Genomic DNA, 17,064 nt, shown 5'->3' on the forward strand with positions numbered 1-17,064 from the left:
ACCAGCGTGAGCCGATTCGCCGCGACGGGGTTACGGACGCGGCGGCCCGGAAGACCCGGGGAAGAAACGGGGCGGGGCCGGGGCGCGATTGGTACAGGTCGAACACGGATAGCCTTGGCGCCATGGGTTTTCGCAGGCACGGGCCGTTCCAGGCCGGAGATCAGGTTCAGCTCACCGATCCGAAGGACAAGCGGCACACGGTGACGCTGAAAGAGGGTGGCGTCTTCCACACCCACAAGGGCTCCATCCCGCATGACGACCTGATCGGGCAGCCCGAGGGCTCTGTGGTCCGCTCGTCGGGAGGCACCGCGTATGTCGCCTTCCGCCACCTGTTGCAGGACTACGCGGTGTCGATGCCGCGCGGCGCGGCGGTGGTCTATCCGAAGGACGCCGCGCAGATCGTCGCCATGGCCGACATCTTCCCCGGGGCCCGCGTGGTCGAGGCGGGGGTCGGCTCGGGCGCGCTGACGTGCTTCCTGCTGCGGGCCGTCGGCGCGGAGGGCTCGGTCACCTCCTACGAGCGGCGCGCAGACTTCGCCGAGGTCGCCACCAAGAACGTGGAGAAGTTCTACGGCGGCCCGATGAACCAGTGGCGGCTGGTGGTCGGCGACTTCGTCTCCGCCCTTGACGAGCAGGACGTCGACCGCGTCGTCCTCGACATGCTCGCCCCGTGGGAGTGCGTCGACGCCGCGGCCAAGGCGCTCACCCCCGGTGGCGTGATCTGCTGTTATGTCGCGACGACCACACAGCTCTCAAGAACCGTTGAAACCCTCAGGGAACACGGGAGTTTCACGGAGCCCCACGCGTGGGAGACCTTGGTTCGCGACTGGCATGTGGAAGGGCTCGCGGTACGCCCCGACCACCGCATGGTGGGGCACACCGGGTTCCTTGTCACGGCTCGCCGCATGGCGGACGGCGTCACGCCGCCGCCGAGGCGCAGGCGCCCCGCCAAGGGGGCGTACGGAGAGGGGACCGACTCGATATGACGATTCAGCCACAAACCGGCAAAACCGCGTGATTGGGGAACAACTAGGTGTGTCCCTAATGCTCACCTGAATAAACCGTCCATTCGGTGCTAAACACCGGACACCCGATGTAACTACACGAACACTGCCCGGCCAGGTTACGTACAGCGGCAAGATAGGTAGGGTCTTGAGTAGTCGTTCTCGACGGGGAAGGAGGTGACGGGGCGTGGCAGCTCGCGACGACGCTGAGGCTCGGGCCGCGCAGCGCGAACGGGAGGTCGCCGACCTCACAACGCAGGTCTCCTTCCTGCAGGAGGAGATCACCGCACTGCGGCGGAAGCTGGCAGAGTCCCCTCGCCAGGCCAGGGTCATCGAAGAGCGTCTCCATGAGGCACAGGCCCAGGTGGCCGCCCTCACTGGGCAGAACGAACGGCTGGTCTCGACACTCAAGGAGGCCAGAGACCAGATCGTCGCATTGAAGGAAGAGGTCGACCGGCTGGCGCAGCCGCCATCCGGGTTCGGCGTCTTCCTGGAGACGAGGGAGGACGGCACGATCGAGGTGTTCACCGGGGGCCGCAAGCTCCGGGTGAACGTCAGCCCGGCCGTGGACGTGGACTCGCTCCGGCGTGGCCAGGAGGTCATGCTGAACGAGGCGCTCAACGTGGTCGAGGCCCTCGGCTTCGAAGACGTCGGCGAGATCGTCATGTTGAAGGAGCTCCTCGAGGACGGCGAGCGCGCGCTGGTGATCTCGCACGCCGACGAGGAACGCGTGGTCAAGCTGGCCGACTCGCTGAAGGAGCAGCCGGTCCGCGCGGGTGACTCGCTCCTGCTCGAACCTCGTTCCAACTATGTCTACGAACGCATTCCCAAGTCCGAGGTCGAGGAGTTGGTGCTCGAGGAGGTGCCGGACATCTCCTACGAGGAGATCGGCGGCCTCTCCCGGCAGATCGAGCAGATCAGGGACGCGATCGAGCTGCCCTACCTCTACGCCGACCTGTTCCGTGAGCACAAGCTCCGTCCGCCCAAGGGCGTGCTGCTGTACGGCCCGCCCGGGTGCGGCAAGACGCTCATCGCCAAGGCGGTCGCCAACTCCCTGGCCAAGCAGGTCGCGGAGAAGACCGGCCAGTCCGGCAAGAGCTTCTTCCTCAACATCAAGGGCCCCGAGCTGCTGAACAAGTACGTCGGCGAGACCGAGCGGCACATCCGCCTGGTCTTCCAGCGGGCGAGGGAGAAGGCGTCCGAGGGCACCCCGGTGATCGTGTTCTTCGACGAGATGGACTCGATCTTCCGCACCCGGGGGTCCGGCGTCTCCTCCGACGTCGAGAACACCATCGTCCCCCAGCTGCTGTCGGAGATAGACGGCGTGGAGGGCCTGGAGAACGTCATCGTCATCGGCGCGTCCAACCGCGAGGACATGATCGACCCGGCGATCCTGCGGCCCGGCCGCCTGGACGTCAAGATCAAGATCGAGCGGCCGGACGCCGAGGCGGCGCGGGACATCTTCTCCAAGTACCTCATCAGCGACCTGCCGCTGCACCCCGACGACCTCACCGAGCACGGCGACAGCCGGGAGAGCACGATCGCGGAGATGATCCAGCGGGTCGTCGAGCGGATGTACACCGAGAGCGAGGAGAACCGCTTCCTCGAGGTGACCTACGCCAACGGCGACAAGGAAGTCCTCTACTTCAAGGACTTCAACTCCGGCGCCATGATCCAGAACATCGTGGACCGGGCGAAGAAGATGGCGATCAAGGAGTTCCTCGACACCAAGCAGAAGGGCCTGCGGATCGCACACCTGCTGGCCGCCTGCGTGGACGAGTTCTCCGAGAACGAGGACCTGCCCAACACCACCAACCCCGACGACTGGGCCCGCATCTCCGGCAAGAAGGGCGAGCGGATCGTCTACATCCGCACCCTCGTGCAGGGCAAGCAGGGCACCGAGGCCGGCCGTTCGATCGACACGGTCGCCAACACCGGCCAGTACCTCTAGTCACCGGCTCCGGTACACCGAAGGCCGGGAGGGGATCTCCCTCCCGGCCTTTCCATATATCCGGAAACATGCTATTTAGGGTGAAATGTACTAATTTCCGGAAAGTCATGTGAGGATTCCGGAAATTTCGTGGAACCGGGGAGATCGGATTTACGTCAAAGGGGCGTGATCTACCTAGGTGTGCGCCCGTGACGTATGTGCCTGCGCATGGTTCGGCTGCGGGCCGTACGACGAGGGGGCCACGCCTCGTCGAACTCGACGTGCTACGTTTCATCGCCGCGTTCGCCGTCATGTCCTTCCACTTCATGGCGGCCAGCAAGTCGCTCTGGGACGACTACCCCACGGCGCTGTTCTCGAGCGTCAACCGCGTCACGACACTCGGCATCCTCGGCGTCGAGCTGTTCTTCCTCATCAGCGGGTTCGTCATCCTGATGAGCGCGTGGGGGCACAGCCTCGGCGACTTCGTGGTCTCCCGGGTCTCCCGGCTGTACCCCGCGTACTGGTTCGTCGTGATCGCGCTCTTCGTGATGTACACGTTCGTCGGTGTGAAGGGCTTCGACCCCAAGCTGTCGCTCCGCGACTACCTGGTCAACATGACCATGCTGCAAGGCGGAACCGGCATCGGGCACGCGGGCGCCGTCTTCTGGTCGCTCTGGGTGGAGCTCAGGTTCTACATCCTGGTGGGCCTGTTCACGCTGGTCGGCATCACGCTGCGGCGATGTCTCGGCTTCATGGCGGCCTGGCTCATCCTTGTGGTCCTCGCCGAGGGCACCCACAACGACGTGCTGACCTTCCTGTTCATGCCCCGCCAGGCGCCCTACTTCATCGCCGGAATGGCGTTCTACCTGATCTACCGGTTCGGCTCCACGCTGGTGCTGTGGACCTTCGTGGGCGTGTCGTACGGGCTGTGCCTGCTCGCGGCCACCGAACGGATCAAGGGCCGGGTGGACATGATCGGGTTCGCGCACTATCCGGCTCCCCCGGAGGGCGCGATCATCGCGATCACGCTGATTTTCCTGCTGATCGCGGCGGTGGCGTTGGGCTGGCTCCGCTGGCTGCGGTGGCGGGCGCTGACCACCCTCGGCGCGCTCACCTACCCGCTCTACCTGATCCACCAGAACGTCTCGGCCGTGCTCATCCCCGGCCTGAAGGACTCGATCGGCCGCTGGCCGCTGGTCGGCCTCACCATGGCGACCTCGATCGCGGTCGCCTACCTCATCTACCGGCTGGTGGACCGGCCGGGACAGCGGTGGCTGCGGGCCGCCCTGGGTGCCTCGCTGGACCGGATCCGGCTGCGCGACGGGGTTTCCGCAACGCCCCCTCCCGCACCGGTGGCGGGGGCCGCTACGCAAACAAAGGAAGCATCTGTGCCGTAACTATCCGGTAGCCGGGCATAGAGAAGAGGCTAGGCTCGGGGATATAACGGCGGAACGACGGCCTAAAGCAGGCGGGGTGCGCATGACGGTACGGCGGGTGATGGGCATCGAGACCGAGTACGGCATTGCCGTACCCGGGCAGCCGGGGGCTAACGCGATGGTGACCTCCTCACAGGTCGTCAACGCGTACCTTGCGGCCTCGGCCGCGAGAGCTCGCCGGGCTCGGTGGGACTTCGAGGAGGAGAACCCGCTCCGCGACGCCCGGGGGTTCGACCTCGCCAGGGAGGTGGCCGACCAGAGCCAGCTCACCGACGAGGACCTGGGCCTCGCCAACGTGATCCTGACCAACGGCGCGCGCCTGTACGTGGACCACGCCCACCCGGAGTACTCCACGCCCGAGTGCACCAACCCGCGTGCCGTGGTGATCTGGGACAAGGCAGGGGAGCGGGTCATGTACGACGCCGCCGTCCGCGCCTCGGCGATGCCCGGCAACGCGCCCATCCAGCTCTACAAGAACAACACCGACGCCAAGGGCGCCTCCTACGGCTGCCACGAGAACTACCTGATGCGGCGGGCGACGCCGTTCGCCGACATCGTGCGGCACCTGACGCCGTTCTTCGTCTCGCGCCAGGTCGTCTGCGGCGCGGGCAAGGTCGGCATCGGGCAGGACTCGCGCGGCGAGGGCTTCCAGATCAGCCAGCGCGCCGACTTCTTCGAGGTCGAGGTCGGCCTGGAGACGACGCTCAAGCGGCCGATCATCAACACCCGGGACGAGCCGCACGCCGACCCGGAGAAGTACCGCCGGCTGCACGTCATCATCGGCGACGCCAATATGTCGGAAATTTCGACATATTTGAAGCTGGGGACGACGTCGCTGGTACTCGCGATGATCGAAGACGGCTTCCTCACCCAGGACCTCTCGGTCGAGTCGCCGGTCGCGGCCCTTCGCGCGGTCTCCCACGACCCGACCTGCCGCTACGAGATCGCCCTGCGCAACGGCCGCAAGATGACGGCCGTCCAGCTCCAGATGGAGTACCTGGAGCAGGCCCGCAAGTACGTCGAGGACCGCTACGGCGCGGGCGTCGACGACATGACCAAGGATGTTCTCAACCGGTGGGAGTCGGTGCTCACCCGGCTCGCCGAGGACCCGATGCAGCTCTCGCGCGAGCTCGACTGGGTGGCCAAGCTCGAACTGCTGGAGGGCTACCGCACCAGGGACGGCCTGCCCTGGTCGCACCCGCGGCTCCAGCTCGTGGACCTGCAGTACACCGACATCCGGCCCGACCGCGGGCTCTACAACCGCCTGGTCGCACGCGGCCGGATGCAGCGCCTCGTCGAGGAGCCGGACGTGGAGCGCGCGATCGAGCTGCCACCCACCGACACCCGCGCCTACTTCCGGGGCCGCTGCCTGCGCCAGTACAGCGACTCCGTGGCGGCCGCGTCGTGGGACTCGGTCATCTTCGACATCCCCGGCAGGGAGTCCCTCCAGCGGGTGCCGACCCTGGAGCCGCTGCGCGGGACCAAGGCCCACGTCGGGGATCTGCTCGACCGCTGCCGCACCGCCGCCGCCCTCGTGGCGGCCCTGACCGGCGACAAGTGACGTCGGTCCGGCGAGATCTACCTGGTGAAGGCGCGGGCCGGAGGCACTTCGGGCCGCCGGCCGGGCGGCGCCGCCGAGATGCCCAGCCGCCGGAGCACGCCGATCAGCAGCGAGACCGCCTCCTTGGCGGTCAGCCGGTCGTCCGGGTCCGGCCGCAGCAGGCCCTCGAGGACGGGACGGAGCGGGCCCGCACGGTGTGACGGCGCGGGTTCACTCCCCAGAGCGCGCACCAGATCGGCCAGCGACCTCGTCTCGCCGTACGGGGGACGGCCCTCCACGGCGCGGTACAGCGTCGCCCCGAAGGACCACAGGTCCGCCGCCACGGTCGGCGCCGCGCCGGTCACCCGCTCCGGGGCCAGATAGGCCGCCGTACGGACGATCGGGAGCGTGGTCGAACCCGCGCCGTCGATCGCCGCCATCCCGAAGTCGGTCAGCACGACGCGGTCCTCGGTCAGCAGGACGTTCGCCGGCTCGATCGCCCCGTGGACCACTCCCGTCTCGTGGGCGTGCCGTACGCCGGAGAGGAGCTGGAACCCGACCCAGGCGGCCCAATGGGCCGGCAACTGGCCGAGGTGGCGGACCGTCTCCTCCAGAGTGAGGCCCTCGAGGAGCTCCGTGACGATCCACAGCCGGCCGTTGGCCTCCAGAAGGTCGTGCACGGTCACCACGCCGGGGTGGCTCAGCCGGGCGGCCGACCGGGCCTCGCGCAGCGCCCGCCGCCGCGCCGTCTGCAGGTCGGGCTCGTCCTCCTCGTGGGACGGCCGCAACTCCTTGATCGCCACGTTGCGCCGCAGCCGCAGGTCATGCGCGTGCCACATGACCATCTCCCGCCCGCGGCGAACGGCGGAGAGCAGCCGATAGCGATCCCCCAGTAGTTCGTGATCCGTCCCCATGAGCCACCCCCTGACACGACACGGCCCCAATGTCTCCCGGATACATATTGTGGTCGTAAAAAGGATCACGGTTGTCCGGGGTACGGCCCCGGTGGGGGTAACGATCCGGTCTCCGGGATGATCTTGGCATGCCCGCCCGGACTCCGCGGGCGGGACGCGGGCTTGCTTTCCGGCCGCGCGGAGGGTTGAGTGTCTGGACCGCTCCCCGAGCTGGGCGAAAGATCGCGGGTGATCCGCGCGAATTGTCGCCGGTTCGGGGAAGATACGAGAGAGAGGCATCCCCCGAGCGGAGGTATCCATATGGCGACGAGGGACACCGGCGGCCAGAAGCAGACGGGCCGTCAGGAGAGCGAGGTCGAGGAGACCGAGGCGCAGCCGACTCCCGATGTTCAGGAGCGCCACGAGAAGCTCAGCGACGATGTCGACTCCATCCTCGACGAGATCGACGAGGTCCTTGAGGAGAACGCGGAGGAGTTCGTGAGGTCGTACGTCCAGAAGGGCGGACAGTAAGGCCGGGAACGGCCGCGAAGGGGAGGCCCGGGTCCGGAGGAGATCGCGGACGTGATCCGCGGACTCCAGGCCCCGGGCCGGCACCCGGCGTTCCCCTGACGTCGCCGGTCAGGCCGAGAGGTGAACGGTGGCGATCTCGAAGGGACGCAGCGGGAGCCGTACGACGCCCGCCGAGACCGCAAGGGGTGCGGTGGGGGAGCCGAGGGCGTCGGCCAGGCGCGCGGCCGTGAAGTCGCCGCGGATCACGGCCTCTGTCGCCGTCGGATGCTCGGCGACCAGGCGGACCTCCAGCAGGCCGTCCCGGTCCCGCAGCGCCGCCATCACGACGCCCTCGCCCGACACCGCGATCTCGCGGTTCCTCCGTTCAGGAGCAGCCGTGGCGACCGGCTTCGGGGCGTTTCCCGCTCCGGGGACGGCGAGCAGATCGTGGCGGTACTCCTCGGCCAGGCGCGGCAGGTCCGCCTCGGCCCAGCCGCCCGCGTAGGGGAGAACGGCGAACCGCACCGAGAACGGCCCCTGGCACTGGGCGGCGGGTGTCGCCAGCTCCGGTCCCGCGGGCTCGTCCCGATAGGGGTTCCGGTTCCGTGACAGATATCCGATCGACCGCATCAGGGTGAGGGCCAGCTCCGCACGCCCAGGCGCACCATCCGTGCCGCCTCCTCGCCCGGCGGGAAGCACCTCATACTCCGTGACGTGGTCGAGCAGCACCGCGAGGCCGCCGGCCGCCACGAATCCCTCGGCGGGGAAGGTCGGGATCGGCCGCTCACCGGAGCCTCCGGCCTTGTCGTCCGCACCTGCTGCCGCGTCGCCCACCGGGGTCAGGCCGCGCCGTACGACCGCGAACTGGCCCTCCGCGAACGACTCGGCGGCCGGGCGGGGGAGCGGCGCGTGCCACCGGAGGCGGTGATCACGACAGCGGACGTCGAGATCGATCGCGCACCGGGCGAACGGCTCGCCCGCCCGCAGCTCCACCCGGGTGGTGACGACCGTGCTCACGCTCTCGTCGCGGGACGCGCCCCATTCGGCGGACAGGGCGCCCACGGGCCACTCGTAGGACCGGGAGACCTCCAGCACGGACACGAGCGGCCCCCGGCAGATCTCCTCGACCTTCACGTACGCAGGGCGGTCGACGACGCGGTCTCCCGGCGGGGGCGCGTAGTTGTAGGTGTCGCCGACGTCGCCGCCGTGCGCGATCCGGCCGACGCCGTGCGCCTCGGTCCCGTCCCGGCCGTACAGCGAGAGCGTGCCGTCGTCGGCGACGGTCACCCGCAGCAGTCCGTTGTCCAGGGTGTTCTCGGGGGCGGCGAGGGCGGCCGCCGCCTCGGGTGTGCGGGTCAGCGGGATGGAGCCCCAGGAAGCGGGTTCCGCGGTCAGGACGGAGCGGCCGAGCGGCGGCACGGTGACCTGTGCCGCGACGGTGACGACCGGTTCGGCCAGCGTCTGCACCGTCCACGGGCCGGGACCCGCCTCGACGATGGCCCGGCGCAGGTCCTCGTACGCGTAGTCTCCGGAGGCGTGCCGGCTCACGGTGATCGTGAAGACGCCGTCCGCGGCCTCCCACGAGACGATCTCGTGCCCGAACAGCTCCCGCTCGTGCACCCGGCCGAGGAGTTGGGCGAGATCGTCCATGACGGTCTCGTCGAGCAGCGTGGGCGCGTGCTCCAGCCGCTGGATCGGCACGGCGTCCCCTGCCGAGTCCGTCAGCCGCGAGCGGTGCTCGGGCAGGTCGGCCAGCACCAGCGCGGTCCGTTCGAACGGCGACGGGTTGACCACGACCAGCGCGCCGCGCGGCGACTCGGCGGCCAGCGTGGCGCTCACCAGGTCCACCACGGCCTGGCCGATCTGCTCCGCCTCGGCGATCCGGGCGGCGACCTGCTGCGCGGTCGCGTCGGCACCGCACCCCGTCACCGAGTCGTGCCCCGAGCAGGCGATCAGCCGCCGCCAGGCGAGGTCGAGCAGCCGGGCGGACGCGGTGCGGTCGGCCGACCACAGGGTGGACAGCGGCTCGGCGTACCGGATGAGGACGCGCTCCGCGCGGGCCATCGCCTGCTTGATCGGGACGCGGGCCGAGACGACTCCGGGCAGGATGTTCGCCCGCGCGTGGGAGCGCAGCTCGCCGCGCACCTCCGGCAGGTCCGAGGGGGCGCCGGCCAGGTCGAGGAACTCCTCGAGGGTGGCGACGCGCGGACCGTGTCCGGTGATCTCGGCGGCCGGGGCGGAGTGGTCGGCGCCGTACATGGCGAGCAGCGGGCCGTCCGGACGCCACGGGCGCATGGACGCGGCGAACGCGGAGAGCCGGTCGGGCAGCCCCTCGCCGGGGCCGCTGAACAGGGCGACGGCGTTGCCGTACCCGCCGGGCAGGTAGCGGGTCTCGACGGTGGAGCCGTCGGCGCCGGTCCACGCGAAGGCGTCCCGGCGCACCGACGCGGGCACGCCGCGCCACAGGCACGCCCGGCGCAGTCCGGCGAGCGAGAGGATCTGCGGCATCTGCGCGCAGTGCCCGAACTGGTCGGGCAGGTACCCCACCCGCATGGCCCCGCCGAGGGCGGCCGCGCCGCGCATGCCGTACTCCAGGTTGCGGATCAGGGTCTCGCCGGAGCAGAGGAACTCGTCGGCGAGGATCATCCAGGGGCCGACGGCGAGGCGGCCCTCCTCGACGAACCTCCTGACGTCGTCGCGCCGCTCCGGGCGGATCTCCAGGTAGTCCTCGACGGCGGCGAGCTGCCCGTCCACGGTGAAGCGGTAGAGCGGGTCGGCCGCCATGATGTCGAGGACCTCGTCCAGCATGCGGACCAGTCCCATGCGGAACCGCTGGAAGGGCAGGTACCACTCGCGGTCCCAGTGTGTGTGCGGGACGATGACGATCTCGTGGGGGGCGTTCACGCGTCCTCCTGACGGACTGGTCCGCGCGGCCGGGCGGCGGACGAGGCGCTGCGGGTAGTGACAGCCGGGCGATGCGCTTCAGGTCGTGGTCGGCGAGGTTTCCGGGGACGCGGCGGGCGGCGCGCCCACGTCCGGGGAGGCCTCCGGTGTGGCCGCCTCGCCTCCGATCGGCAGTCCGGCGGACTCGGCGAGGCGTCGGACGATCCGCTGCGCCGTGACGATATCGCTCAGGGCGCCGTCCCGTCCGGTGAGTGGCGGTTCGTCCTGGGTGGCGAACCGGTGGAAGGCGACGAGCTGCCGTTCGAACGCCTCCGCGATGTCCCGGAACACGATCCTCCGCTCGGTGGTCCCGATCCGGGTCACCGAGGTGAGCGTCGTGGGCGTGTTCATCAGGTACGGCGACGCGAAGTCGAGTTCGAGCGAGCCGTGCTCGTGGTGGATGATCACGCGCTCCTGGTAGGAGGGGTATCCCGGCAGGTAGTGCCAGCGCAGGCTGTACCTGCCGACGGCCAGGTCCCCGTTCGCCTCCACCGAGGGCGGGAAGACGTCGTCCGGCCAGACGGCCACGTGGTCCACCCCGGTCGGCGGGTCGGTGAACATCCGCATCAGCGCCATGTCGTGGCAGAGGCTGCCCAGCACGACCTGGGAGTAGAGCCGTCTCAGCCGCTGCGGCGCCCGCGGGCCGAGCGCCGTCGTGACCGCCTTCTCGTCCACCTCGGCGTACGGCGCGAGCGCCTCCGGCGACGGGTGCGAGGTGCGCACCTTGGCGAAGAGGAGCTGGGACTCGCTCGACGGATGCAGCACGGTCACGTCCAGATGCCGCACCGACTCCGGGCCGCCCGCCTCGTGGAGGACCTCGGCCATCCGCTGGCTGGCCGGGTCGTACTGCTTCATGTAGCCCACCATCAGCCGCGCGTCGGCCGGGATGGCGTCCAGCTCGGCCCTGCTGTACGCGAGCGGCTTCTCACACAGCACCCAGTAGCCGCGGTCGAGGGCGGCCCGGACCAACGGGGCGTGCGTTCCGTTGGTGAGCACGATGAGCGCGTCGAAGCCGCCTCTGTCGAGCAGCACCATGGGATCGCCGTACGCGGTCACGCCCAGCTCTCCGCCGATCCTGGCGGCGTGGGCGTCGTCCAGGTCGCAGACGGCGGCGAGCTCGAAGAGGTCCCTGCGGCGGGCCAGCAGCGGCAGGTACATCACCTGCGCGGCGATCCCCAGCCCCATGACGGCGATCTTCATGGCTCCCCCAATCGCGGTGGGCGCGATCGCCCGGAAGAAATGGGCGAATGAGCTCTTTGTCGGATTTGTGACCAGGTACAGATTCCCTGGGAAGCGCCCCGGCATGCGGCGGACCGGGCCCGGGTGTCAGGTGCACAGGGCCATGACCTCGTTCGCCGGGGTCTCCAGCCGGTGCGTACCGGGGCCCGCCGGGAACGCGGCCCGCTCGCCCCGGACCACCGCGCGCGTTTCGGGGCCCCACAGGACCAAGCCGTCCGCGTTTATTGCGAGGAACTCGTCGCCGTGGCGCAGCAGCAGCGGCCCGTCCGGCGCGGCGGAGACGGCGGTGCGGCCCTCCGCCACGGCGGCGACGACCCCCTCGGCTCCCGCCGCCGGGTCCGCGAGCACCCAGGTCGTCGGCGCTCCGGGCGGATGCCCCTCCTCCGGCCGGTGGAAGTCGCCGCCCCCGACCACCACGACATCCTCCGCCCACGCCTGGCCCCAGGCGAGTGGCGCGCCCCAGGTGCGGTCCCACCAGCTCCAGTGCCACAGCTCGGCCACCCTCGGCCGCTCCGCGGCCCACGGATGCCGCCACGCGCAGTCGACCGCCACCGGGTGGTTGACCGACAGGACGCCGCCCCGCTCGCGCACGGTCTTCGCCCACTCGTCCGGACCGGTACGGAAGTCCACCCAGCCGATGTCGCCGTACGCGTTGGCGTGCCCGAGATCGGTGGTCACCTCCTGTCCGGGGACGAGAAGGAGTCCGGCCAGCGCCGAGGCGGCGGCCAGCTCGGCGTGGTGGCTGACGGTGTTGTGGTCGGTGACGGCGAGGAAGTCCAGACCGCGGTCGGCGGCGAGGCAGGCCAGTTCGTGCACGCCGAGCGAGCCGTCGGAGTGGGTCGTGTGCGCGTGCAGGTCGCCGGCGAGCCAGCGCAGCCCCTCCAGTCCGGGCAGCCCGCGACGGGAGGCGGCCGGCTCCCGGTGCTGAACGCGCGGCACCCGGACGCCGGCGACCGGATGGTCGCGCGGCATCGCCGGAGGGCGCCGGTGCGGGATCACGCTGATCTCGTACGGCAGGCCCTCCGCCGGGACCCGGTAGAGCCCGAGGAGGACCGACCACACACCCGGCTCGATCTCGCCGGGCAGGTATCCGGGCGTGGCCCACATCGGCCCGATGGTGAACTCCGAACGCGCGCCGCCCGACCAGCCTCGGAAGCCGCCCGGCCCGGAGCAGCCGAGGTCCAGCGTCCCCGCGGACCGGTCGTAGGAGAGCCGCACGGTCACGGCGGTGGTGCCCGGGGGCAGCTCGACCGGCACCTCCCGCACCGGGCCGCGGATCCGGTCGTCGAGCGTCCACACACCTCTGATCGCCGTCATCGGTTCGCACCGTTCGCGGGGCAGGGGGACACCAGCCGGTCATCGCGGTAGACGAGCGCGCGGCCGGGCCGGGGAACCGCCCACGCGGCCGTGCCCGGGGACGGCTCCGCGCCCTCGGGGACGACGGTCTGGATCAGGTGTTCTCCGGATTCGAGGGTGACGAGATGCGCCGTGCCGAGGTTCTCCACGACCGCTACCTTCCCCGCGAACGCGTCTGCTCGCGGCGTGAGCGATAAATCCATATATTCCGGGCGTACGCCGTACACGATCGGGCCGTCCGGGATACCGCCCGGCAGGGGGAGGACGGCCCCGGCCACGCGCAGGGCGCCGTTCCCCGCCGTGCCGGGCAGCAGGTTCATCGGGGTCGAGCCGATGAACGCGGCCGTGAACGTGTTCGCCGGCCGCTGGAAGACCTCGGTCGGCGTGCCGACCTGGGTGAAACGGCCCGCCGACATGACGGCGATCCGGTCGGCGAGCGCCAGCGCCTCGCCCTGGTCGTGCGTGACGAAGACGGTGGTCACCGCGAGCTCGCGCTGGAGCCGTTTGAGGAAGGTGCGCGCCTCCAGACGGAGCCGCGCGTCGAGGTTGGACAGCGGCTCGTCGAAGAGGAACGCCCTCGGGTGGCAGGCGACGGCCCGGGCCAGGGCCACCCGCTGCTGCTGCCCGCCGGACAACTGGCCGGGGCGGCGGGTGAGCAGCTCCGAGAGGCTGAGCCGGGAGGCGGTCTCGGCCGCCCTGGCCTCGCGCCGGGCCCGGGGGACCTTCCTGATCCGGAGGGGATAGGCGATGTTGGCCGTGACGTCCATGTGGGGGAACAGCGCGTAGTCCTGGAACACCATAGCGACGTCCCGCTTGCCCGGCGGGACGGACGTCACCTCGGTCCCGCCGATCCAGATATTTCCGGATGTGGGGGTTTCCAGGCCGGCGATCGTCCGCAGCAGCGTCGTCTTCCCGCACCCGGACGGGCCGAGGAGCGCGAAGAACTCGCCGTCGGCGATCTCCAGATCCAGCCCGTCGAGCGCCCGCACCCCGCCGGGGAACTCCTTGGTCAGCCCGCGCAACGCGATCAACTCTTGATCCCTCCGTGGAAGCGGAAGCCGTACCTGCGACTGACGAACACGTACATGACCACCACCGGCAGCGAGTAGAGCAGGGAGAACGCGGAGATCAGGTCGAGCCGCGGCGCGCCGCCCTCGGTGTACAGCGTGTAGAGGATGACCGCCCCCGGCGCCTTCTCCGGATCCCGGAGCAGGATGAACGGCTGCAGGAAGCTGCCCCACACGTTGGCCACCGCCCACACCGCGATCGTCGCCAGACCCGGCCGGACCAGCGGGATCACGACGTGCCGCAGGATCTGCCCCGACGACGCGCCGAACACCCGCGCCGACTCCTCGTACGAGGTCGGCGTGCCGTCCATGAAGTCCTTCATGATGAAGATCGCCGCAGGCAGCAGGCCGCCGGACAACGTCAGCACCACGCCCAGATGCGTGTCGATCAGGCCCAGCCTGGTCGCCAGCTCGAACAGGGGCACCATCGCCGCCGTGCCCGTCACCACCGACGACAGCAGCAACAGCACGTACAGCAGGGCGTCCCGGCCCGGGACCCGCGCCCGCGACAGCGCGTACGCCGCCAGCGCCGCGAGCGTCACCACCAGCACCGCGCTTCCCCCGGCCTGGATCAGCGAGTTCCGCAGCGAGGTCAGCGCGTACGGATTGTCGAGCAACGCCTGGAAGTTCCGCAGCGTGAACTCCGGAACCGACACCGCGATCCCCGGCCGCGCGTCGAACGGGGCCGTCGCCAGCCACAGCAGCGGCAACGCGAAGAACCCCAACACCGCGGCCAGGAACGTCGCCCGCCCGATCACCGCCACTACATGCCGAAAGTGTTCCCTCATGGGGCGGCCTCCGCGTGGCGGGAACGGAGCAGCCGCAGATAGGCGAGAGCGAAGACCAGGTTGACAAGCAGGACGAGGAACGAGATCGCCGCCCCGAAGCCGAGCCGCCCGCCGCTCAGGGCCACGTTGTAGATGTAGACCGGCAGGATCTCCGACCGCCCGTCGGGCCCGCCGGCCGTGATCTGGAACGTCGAGAAGTCGTTGAACGTCCACAGGCTGATCAGCAGCAGGTTCGTCAGCACGTGCCCCTTGATGTGCGGCAACACCACATCCCGGAGCTGCTGGAACGTGGACGCTCCCGCCAGCCGGGCCGTCTCCAGAAGGGAAGGCGGGACGTTCGAGAGCGCCGCGCCGTACAACATCATCGAGAACGCCGTCCCCCGCCACACGTTGAAGACGATGATCGACGGCATCGGGTGGTCGAGCAGCCACGCGGACCCTGGGGTGTGCAGCAGCGCGTTCAGCGTCCCCTCGTCCCGGTCCAGCAGCGCGATCCACAGGAACGCCACCACCGACGACGGCAGGATCCACGCCAGGAGCACCAGCCCCTCGGTGACCCGTTTCACCGGCCCCCGGCGGTCCCGCAGCACCCAGGCGATCGCGAACCCCAGCCCCGCCTGCCCGATCACCGCCGACCCCAGCACGAACTGCACCGTCAGCCACAGCGACCCGCGGAACCGCTCGTCACCCAGCGCCGAGGTGTAGTTGTCCAGCCCGACCACCTGCGGCTCGGCCGCCTCCAACCCCGTGAGCCGGTAGTCCGTCAGCCCCAGATAGATGGTCCACAACGCGGGGAAGACCAGGAACACCCCGATCAACACCAGCGCCGGCAGCACGAACGTGCTTACTTGCCTCGCTTCGCCCGGCGGGCTCGGGGCGCCCTTGAGGCGGCTCATCGGGAGACGTTGGAGGCGCCAACGATGGATTCGAGTTTGCGCTGGTAGGCGGCGGCCGCCTCATCGACCGACCGGCCGGACACCACCTCGGCGGTGGCCTCCTGCAGAGCGACCGAGACCTGCGGATAGACGGCCAGCGGCGGCCGGTACGCGGTGATCGGCAGCACCTCGTCCGAGACGAACTTGAGCATCGGGTCGACGCTCAGCACCGTGTCGTTCACGTCCGTGCGCGAGGTGATCCGGACCGCGCCCGCGAGCTGCGCCGTCGTCGCCTCCGCCGAGTGCATGAACGACAGCAGCTCCCACGCCAGCTTCGGGTTCTTCGAGAACGGGTTCACCACGCGTACGGCGCCGCCCGACATGCTGACCGCGTCCTGCCCGCGGATGCCCGCGCCGGGGCGCTCCGCCGGGATCAGCGCGTACCCGACGTCGGAGTCGCGGGCGGCCATCGGCGCGACCCCGGTCTTGGGGTCGATCACCGAACGCCAGAAGTAGTCGCCCTCCGCGAGGATGCCGACCTTGCCCTCGGCGAAACGGGCGAACGACTTGTCCCGGCCCTGCGCCTCCTGCTGCAGCCGCGGATCGCCGAGCCCGGTCGTGTAGATCTGCCGGTAGAAGCCCAGCACGTCCTTCACCGCCTGGGTGGCGCCCGTCCACCTGCCGTCGGCGTAGATCTCGGCCCCGGCGCCCGCGAGCAGCGGCAGCATCCCCTGCATGGTCGTGGCCTCGCCCATCGCCGTGCCCGCGTCGATCTGGATCGGCACGGGCACCCCGGCCCGCTTGAGCGCCGCGCCCGCGTCGAGGATCTCCTGCCAGCTCTTCGGCCGCCACTCGGAGGGCAGGCCGGCCGCGGCGAACAGCTTCTTGTTGTAGAAGAGGACCCGCCCGTCCGTGCCCTGCGGCAGCGCGTACCGCTTCCCGTCGAAGACGCCGAGTCCCTGTACGGCCGATGGGATGCGCGCCCAGCCCTCCCACGCGTCCACCTCGGGCCCGGCCACGTCGGCGAGCGGTTTCACGTAGCCGGCCTGGGCGAACTCGCCGACCCAGATGCCGTCCAGATCGATCACGTCCGCGCCCGCGTGCGACTTGAGGTCCAGCGCGATCTTCGTCTTGTACTGCTCGTCGGCGACGCCGCTCGGCTGGAAGCGCACCCGGACGGTACGGCCTTCGGCCTTCTGCGCGGCCTCGAACCGGGGGATCACCCACTTCTCGGTCCACTCGGCGGACTCGGAGTTCTTGCCGCCGGAGATGGCGTTCGCCGTGATGACGAGCGTGACCTCACCGCCGGAGCCGCCGGACCCGCCTGACCCACCACCGGATCCACCGCCGGTCCCGCACCCCGCCAGAGCCAGTACGGCTCCCGCCACCACCGCGAACGCAGGTCTCATGGACGGCCTCCTCGTCGAGGTTAGGACGTACAGACAAATCGACAGTCGCACGTGATGACGTGACGGTAAAGAAC

Annotated in this window: 13 protein-coding genes; 5 read left to right on the top strand and 8 right to left on the bottom strand. The window is 70.2% G+C overall.

Annotation, left to right across the window (positions count from 1 at the left end):
• Positions 1–122 precede the first annotated feature (122 nt).
• The 4 genes from ACQP1V_RS15400 to dop all read left to right on the top strand — a co-directional run bounded on the left by ACQP1V_RS15400 (position 123) and on the right by dop (position 5,931).
• Positions 123–986, top strand: a complete 864-nt coding sequence (locus tag ACQP1V_RS15400) for a tRNA (adenine-N1)-methyltransferase (protein ID WP_067131800.1) — start codon at positions 123–125, stop codon at positions 984–986.
• A 205-nt stretch (positions 987–1,191) separates the two neighbouring features.
• On the top strand, positions 1,192–2,955 hold the full coding sequence (gene arc, locus ACQP1V_RS15405; RefSeq protein ID WP_387411106.1) for a proteasome ATPase: 1,764 nt from the start codon (positions 1,192–1,194) through the stop codon (positions 2,953–2,955).
• A 188-nt stretch (positions 2,956–3,143) separates the two neighbouring features.
• Entirely contained in the window at positions 3,144–4,331 is a 1,188-nt protein-coding gene (locus ACQP1V_RS15410; protein ID WP_433423307.1) for an acyltransferase family protein, read from the top strand.
• An 82-nt stretch (positions 4,332–4,413) separates the two neighbouring features.
• Complete coding sequence (gene dop / locus ACQP1V_RS15415) at positions 4,414–5,931, top strand: depupylase/deamidase Dop (RefSeq protein WP_067131808.1); 1,518 nt, start codon at positions 4,414–4,416, stop codon at positions 5,929–5,931.
• Between the two features lie 17 nt (positions 5,932–5,948).
• Here the strand turns inward: dop and ACQP1V_RS15420 are convergent, their stop codons facing one another.
• Positions 5,949–6,824: a serine/threonine-protein kinase gene (locus tag ACQP1V_RS15420; RefSeq protein ID WP_433224953.1), complete on the bottom strand. Its 876-nt coding sequence runs from the start codon at positions 6,822–6,824 to the stop codon at positions 5,949–5,951.
• 300 nt (positions 6,825–7,124) lie between these two features.
• Here ACQP1V_RS15420 and ACQP1V_RS15425 point away from each other — a divergent pair, with 300 nt between their 5' ends.
• On the top strand, positions 7,125–7,334 hold the full coding sequence (locus ACQP1V_RS15425) for a ubiquitin-like protein Pup (protein ID WP_066937146.1): 210 nt from the start codon (positions 7,125–7,127) through the stop codon (positions 7,332–7,334).
• A gap of 108 nt (positions 7,335–7,442) precedes the next feature.
• On the opposite strand, the gene ACQP1V_RS15430 is transcribed toward ACQP1V_RS15425, so the two are convergent.
• The 7 genes from ACQP1V_RS15430 to ACQP1V_RS15460 form a co-directional block, all read right to left on the bottom strand.
• Entirely contained in the window at positions 7,443–10,217 is a 2,775-nt protein-coding gene (locus tag ACQP1V_RS15430; RefSeq protein WP_433423312.1) for an alpha-mannosidase, read from the bottom strand.
• Positions 10,218–10,295: 78 nt separating this feature from the next.
• A complete protein-coding gene (locus tag ACQP1V_RS15435; protein ID WP_433423314.1) occupies positions 10,296–11,456 on the bottom strand; it encodes a Gfo/Idh/MocA family protein in 1,161 nt (386 codons plus the stop codon).
• A gap of 126 nt (positions 11,457–11,582) precedes the next feature.
• On the bottom strand, positions 11,583–12,812 hold the full coding sequence (locus tag ACQP1V_RS15440; RefSeq protein ID WP_433423317.1) for a CehA/McbA family metallohydrolase: 1,230 nt from the start codon (positions 12,810–12,812) through the stop codon (positions 11,583–11,585).
• The gene (locus tag ACQP1V_RS15445) at positions 12,809–13,882 is read right to left on the bottom strand and encodes an ABC transporter ATP-binding protein (protein WP_433423320.1); all 1,074 of its coding nucleotides are present in this window, start codon (positions 13,880–13,882) and stop codon (positions 12,809–12,811) included. The genes ACQP1V_RS15440 and ACQP1V_RS15445 overlap by 4 nt, the downstream gene beginning before the upstream one ends.
• Complete coding sequence (locus ACQP1V_RS15450; protein ID WP_387411118.1) at positions 13,879–14,706, bottom strand: carbohydrate ABC transporter permease; 828 nt, start codon at positions 14,704–14,706, stop codon at positions 13,879–13,881. Before ACQP1V_RS15450 ends, ACQP1V_RS15445 begins: the two co-directional genes overlap by 4 nt.
• Positions 14,703–15,602 carry a carbohydrate ABC transporter permease gene (locus tag ACQP1V_RS15455; RefSeq protein ID WP_433423323.1) on the bottom strand — a complete coding sequence of 300 codons (900 nt, stop codon included), beginning with the start codon at positions 15,600–15,602 and terminating at the stop codon, positions 14,703–14,705. The genes ACQP1V_RS15450 and ACQP1V_RS15455 overlap by 4 nt, the downstream gene beginning before the upstream one ends.
• Complete coding sequence (locus ACQP1V_RS15460; protein ID WP_433423326.1) at positions 15,599–16,990, bottom strand: extracellular solute-binding protein; 1,392 nt, start codon at positions 16,988–16,990, stop codon at positions 15,599–15,601. The genes ACQP1V_RS15455 and ACQP1V_RS15460 overlap by 4 nt, the downstream gene beginning before the upstream one ends.
• Positions 16,991–17,064: the final 74 nt, after the last annotated feature.

This window comes from Microtetraspora malaysiensis, assembly GCF_050947145.1.
GTDB classification, from domain to species: domain Bacteria; phylum Actinomycetota; class Actinomycetes; order Streptosporangiales; family Streptosporangiaceae; genus Microtetraspora_A; species Microtetraspora_A malaysiensis.

What these genes read in the sequence shown, in the direction of transcription:
- ACQP1V_RS15400 (WP_067131800.1), top strand. Translation starts at nt 123, where the DNA reads ATGGGTTTTCGCAGGCACGGGCCGTTCCAGGCCGGAGATCAGGTTCAG.
- dop (WP_067131808.1), top strand. Translation starts at nt 4,414, where the DNA reads ATGACGGTACGGCGGGTGATGGGCATCGAGACCGAGTACGGCATTGCC.
- ACQP1V_RS15420 (WP_433224953.1), bottom strand. Translation starts at nt 6,824, where the DNA reads ATGGGGACGGATCACGAACTACTGGGGGATCGCTATCGGCTGCTCTCC.
- ACQP1V_RS15425 (WP_066937146.1), top strand. Translation starts at nt 7,125, where the DNA reads ATGGCGACGAGGGACACCGGCGGCCAGAAGCAGACGGGCCGTCAGGAG.
- ACQP1V_RS15435 (WP_433423314.1), bottom strand. Translation starts at nt 11,456, where the DNA reads ATGAAGATCGCCGTCATGGGGCTGGGGATCGCCGCGCAGGTGATGTAC.
- ACQP1V_RS15440 (WP_433423317.1), bottom strand. Translation starts at nt 12,812, where the DNA reads ATGACGGCGATCAGAGGTGTGTGGACGCTCGACGACCGGATCCGCGGC.
- ACQP1V_RS15450 (WP_387411118.1), bottom strand. Translation starts at nt 14,706, where the DNA reads ATGAGGGAACACTTTCGGCATGTAGTGGCGGTGATCGGGCGGGCGACG.
- ACQP1V_RS15455 (WP_433423323.1), bottom strand. Translation starts at nt 15,602, where the DNA reads ATGAGCCGCCTCAAGGGCGCCCCGAGCCCGCCGGGCGAAGCGAGGCAA.
- ACQP1V_RS15460 (WP_433423326.1), bottom strand. Translation starts at nt 16,990, where the DNA reads ATGAGACCTGCGTTCGCGGTGGTGGCGGGAGCCGTACTGGCTCTGGCG.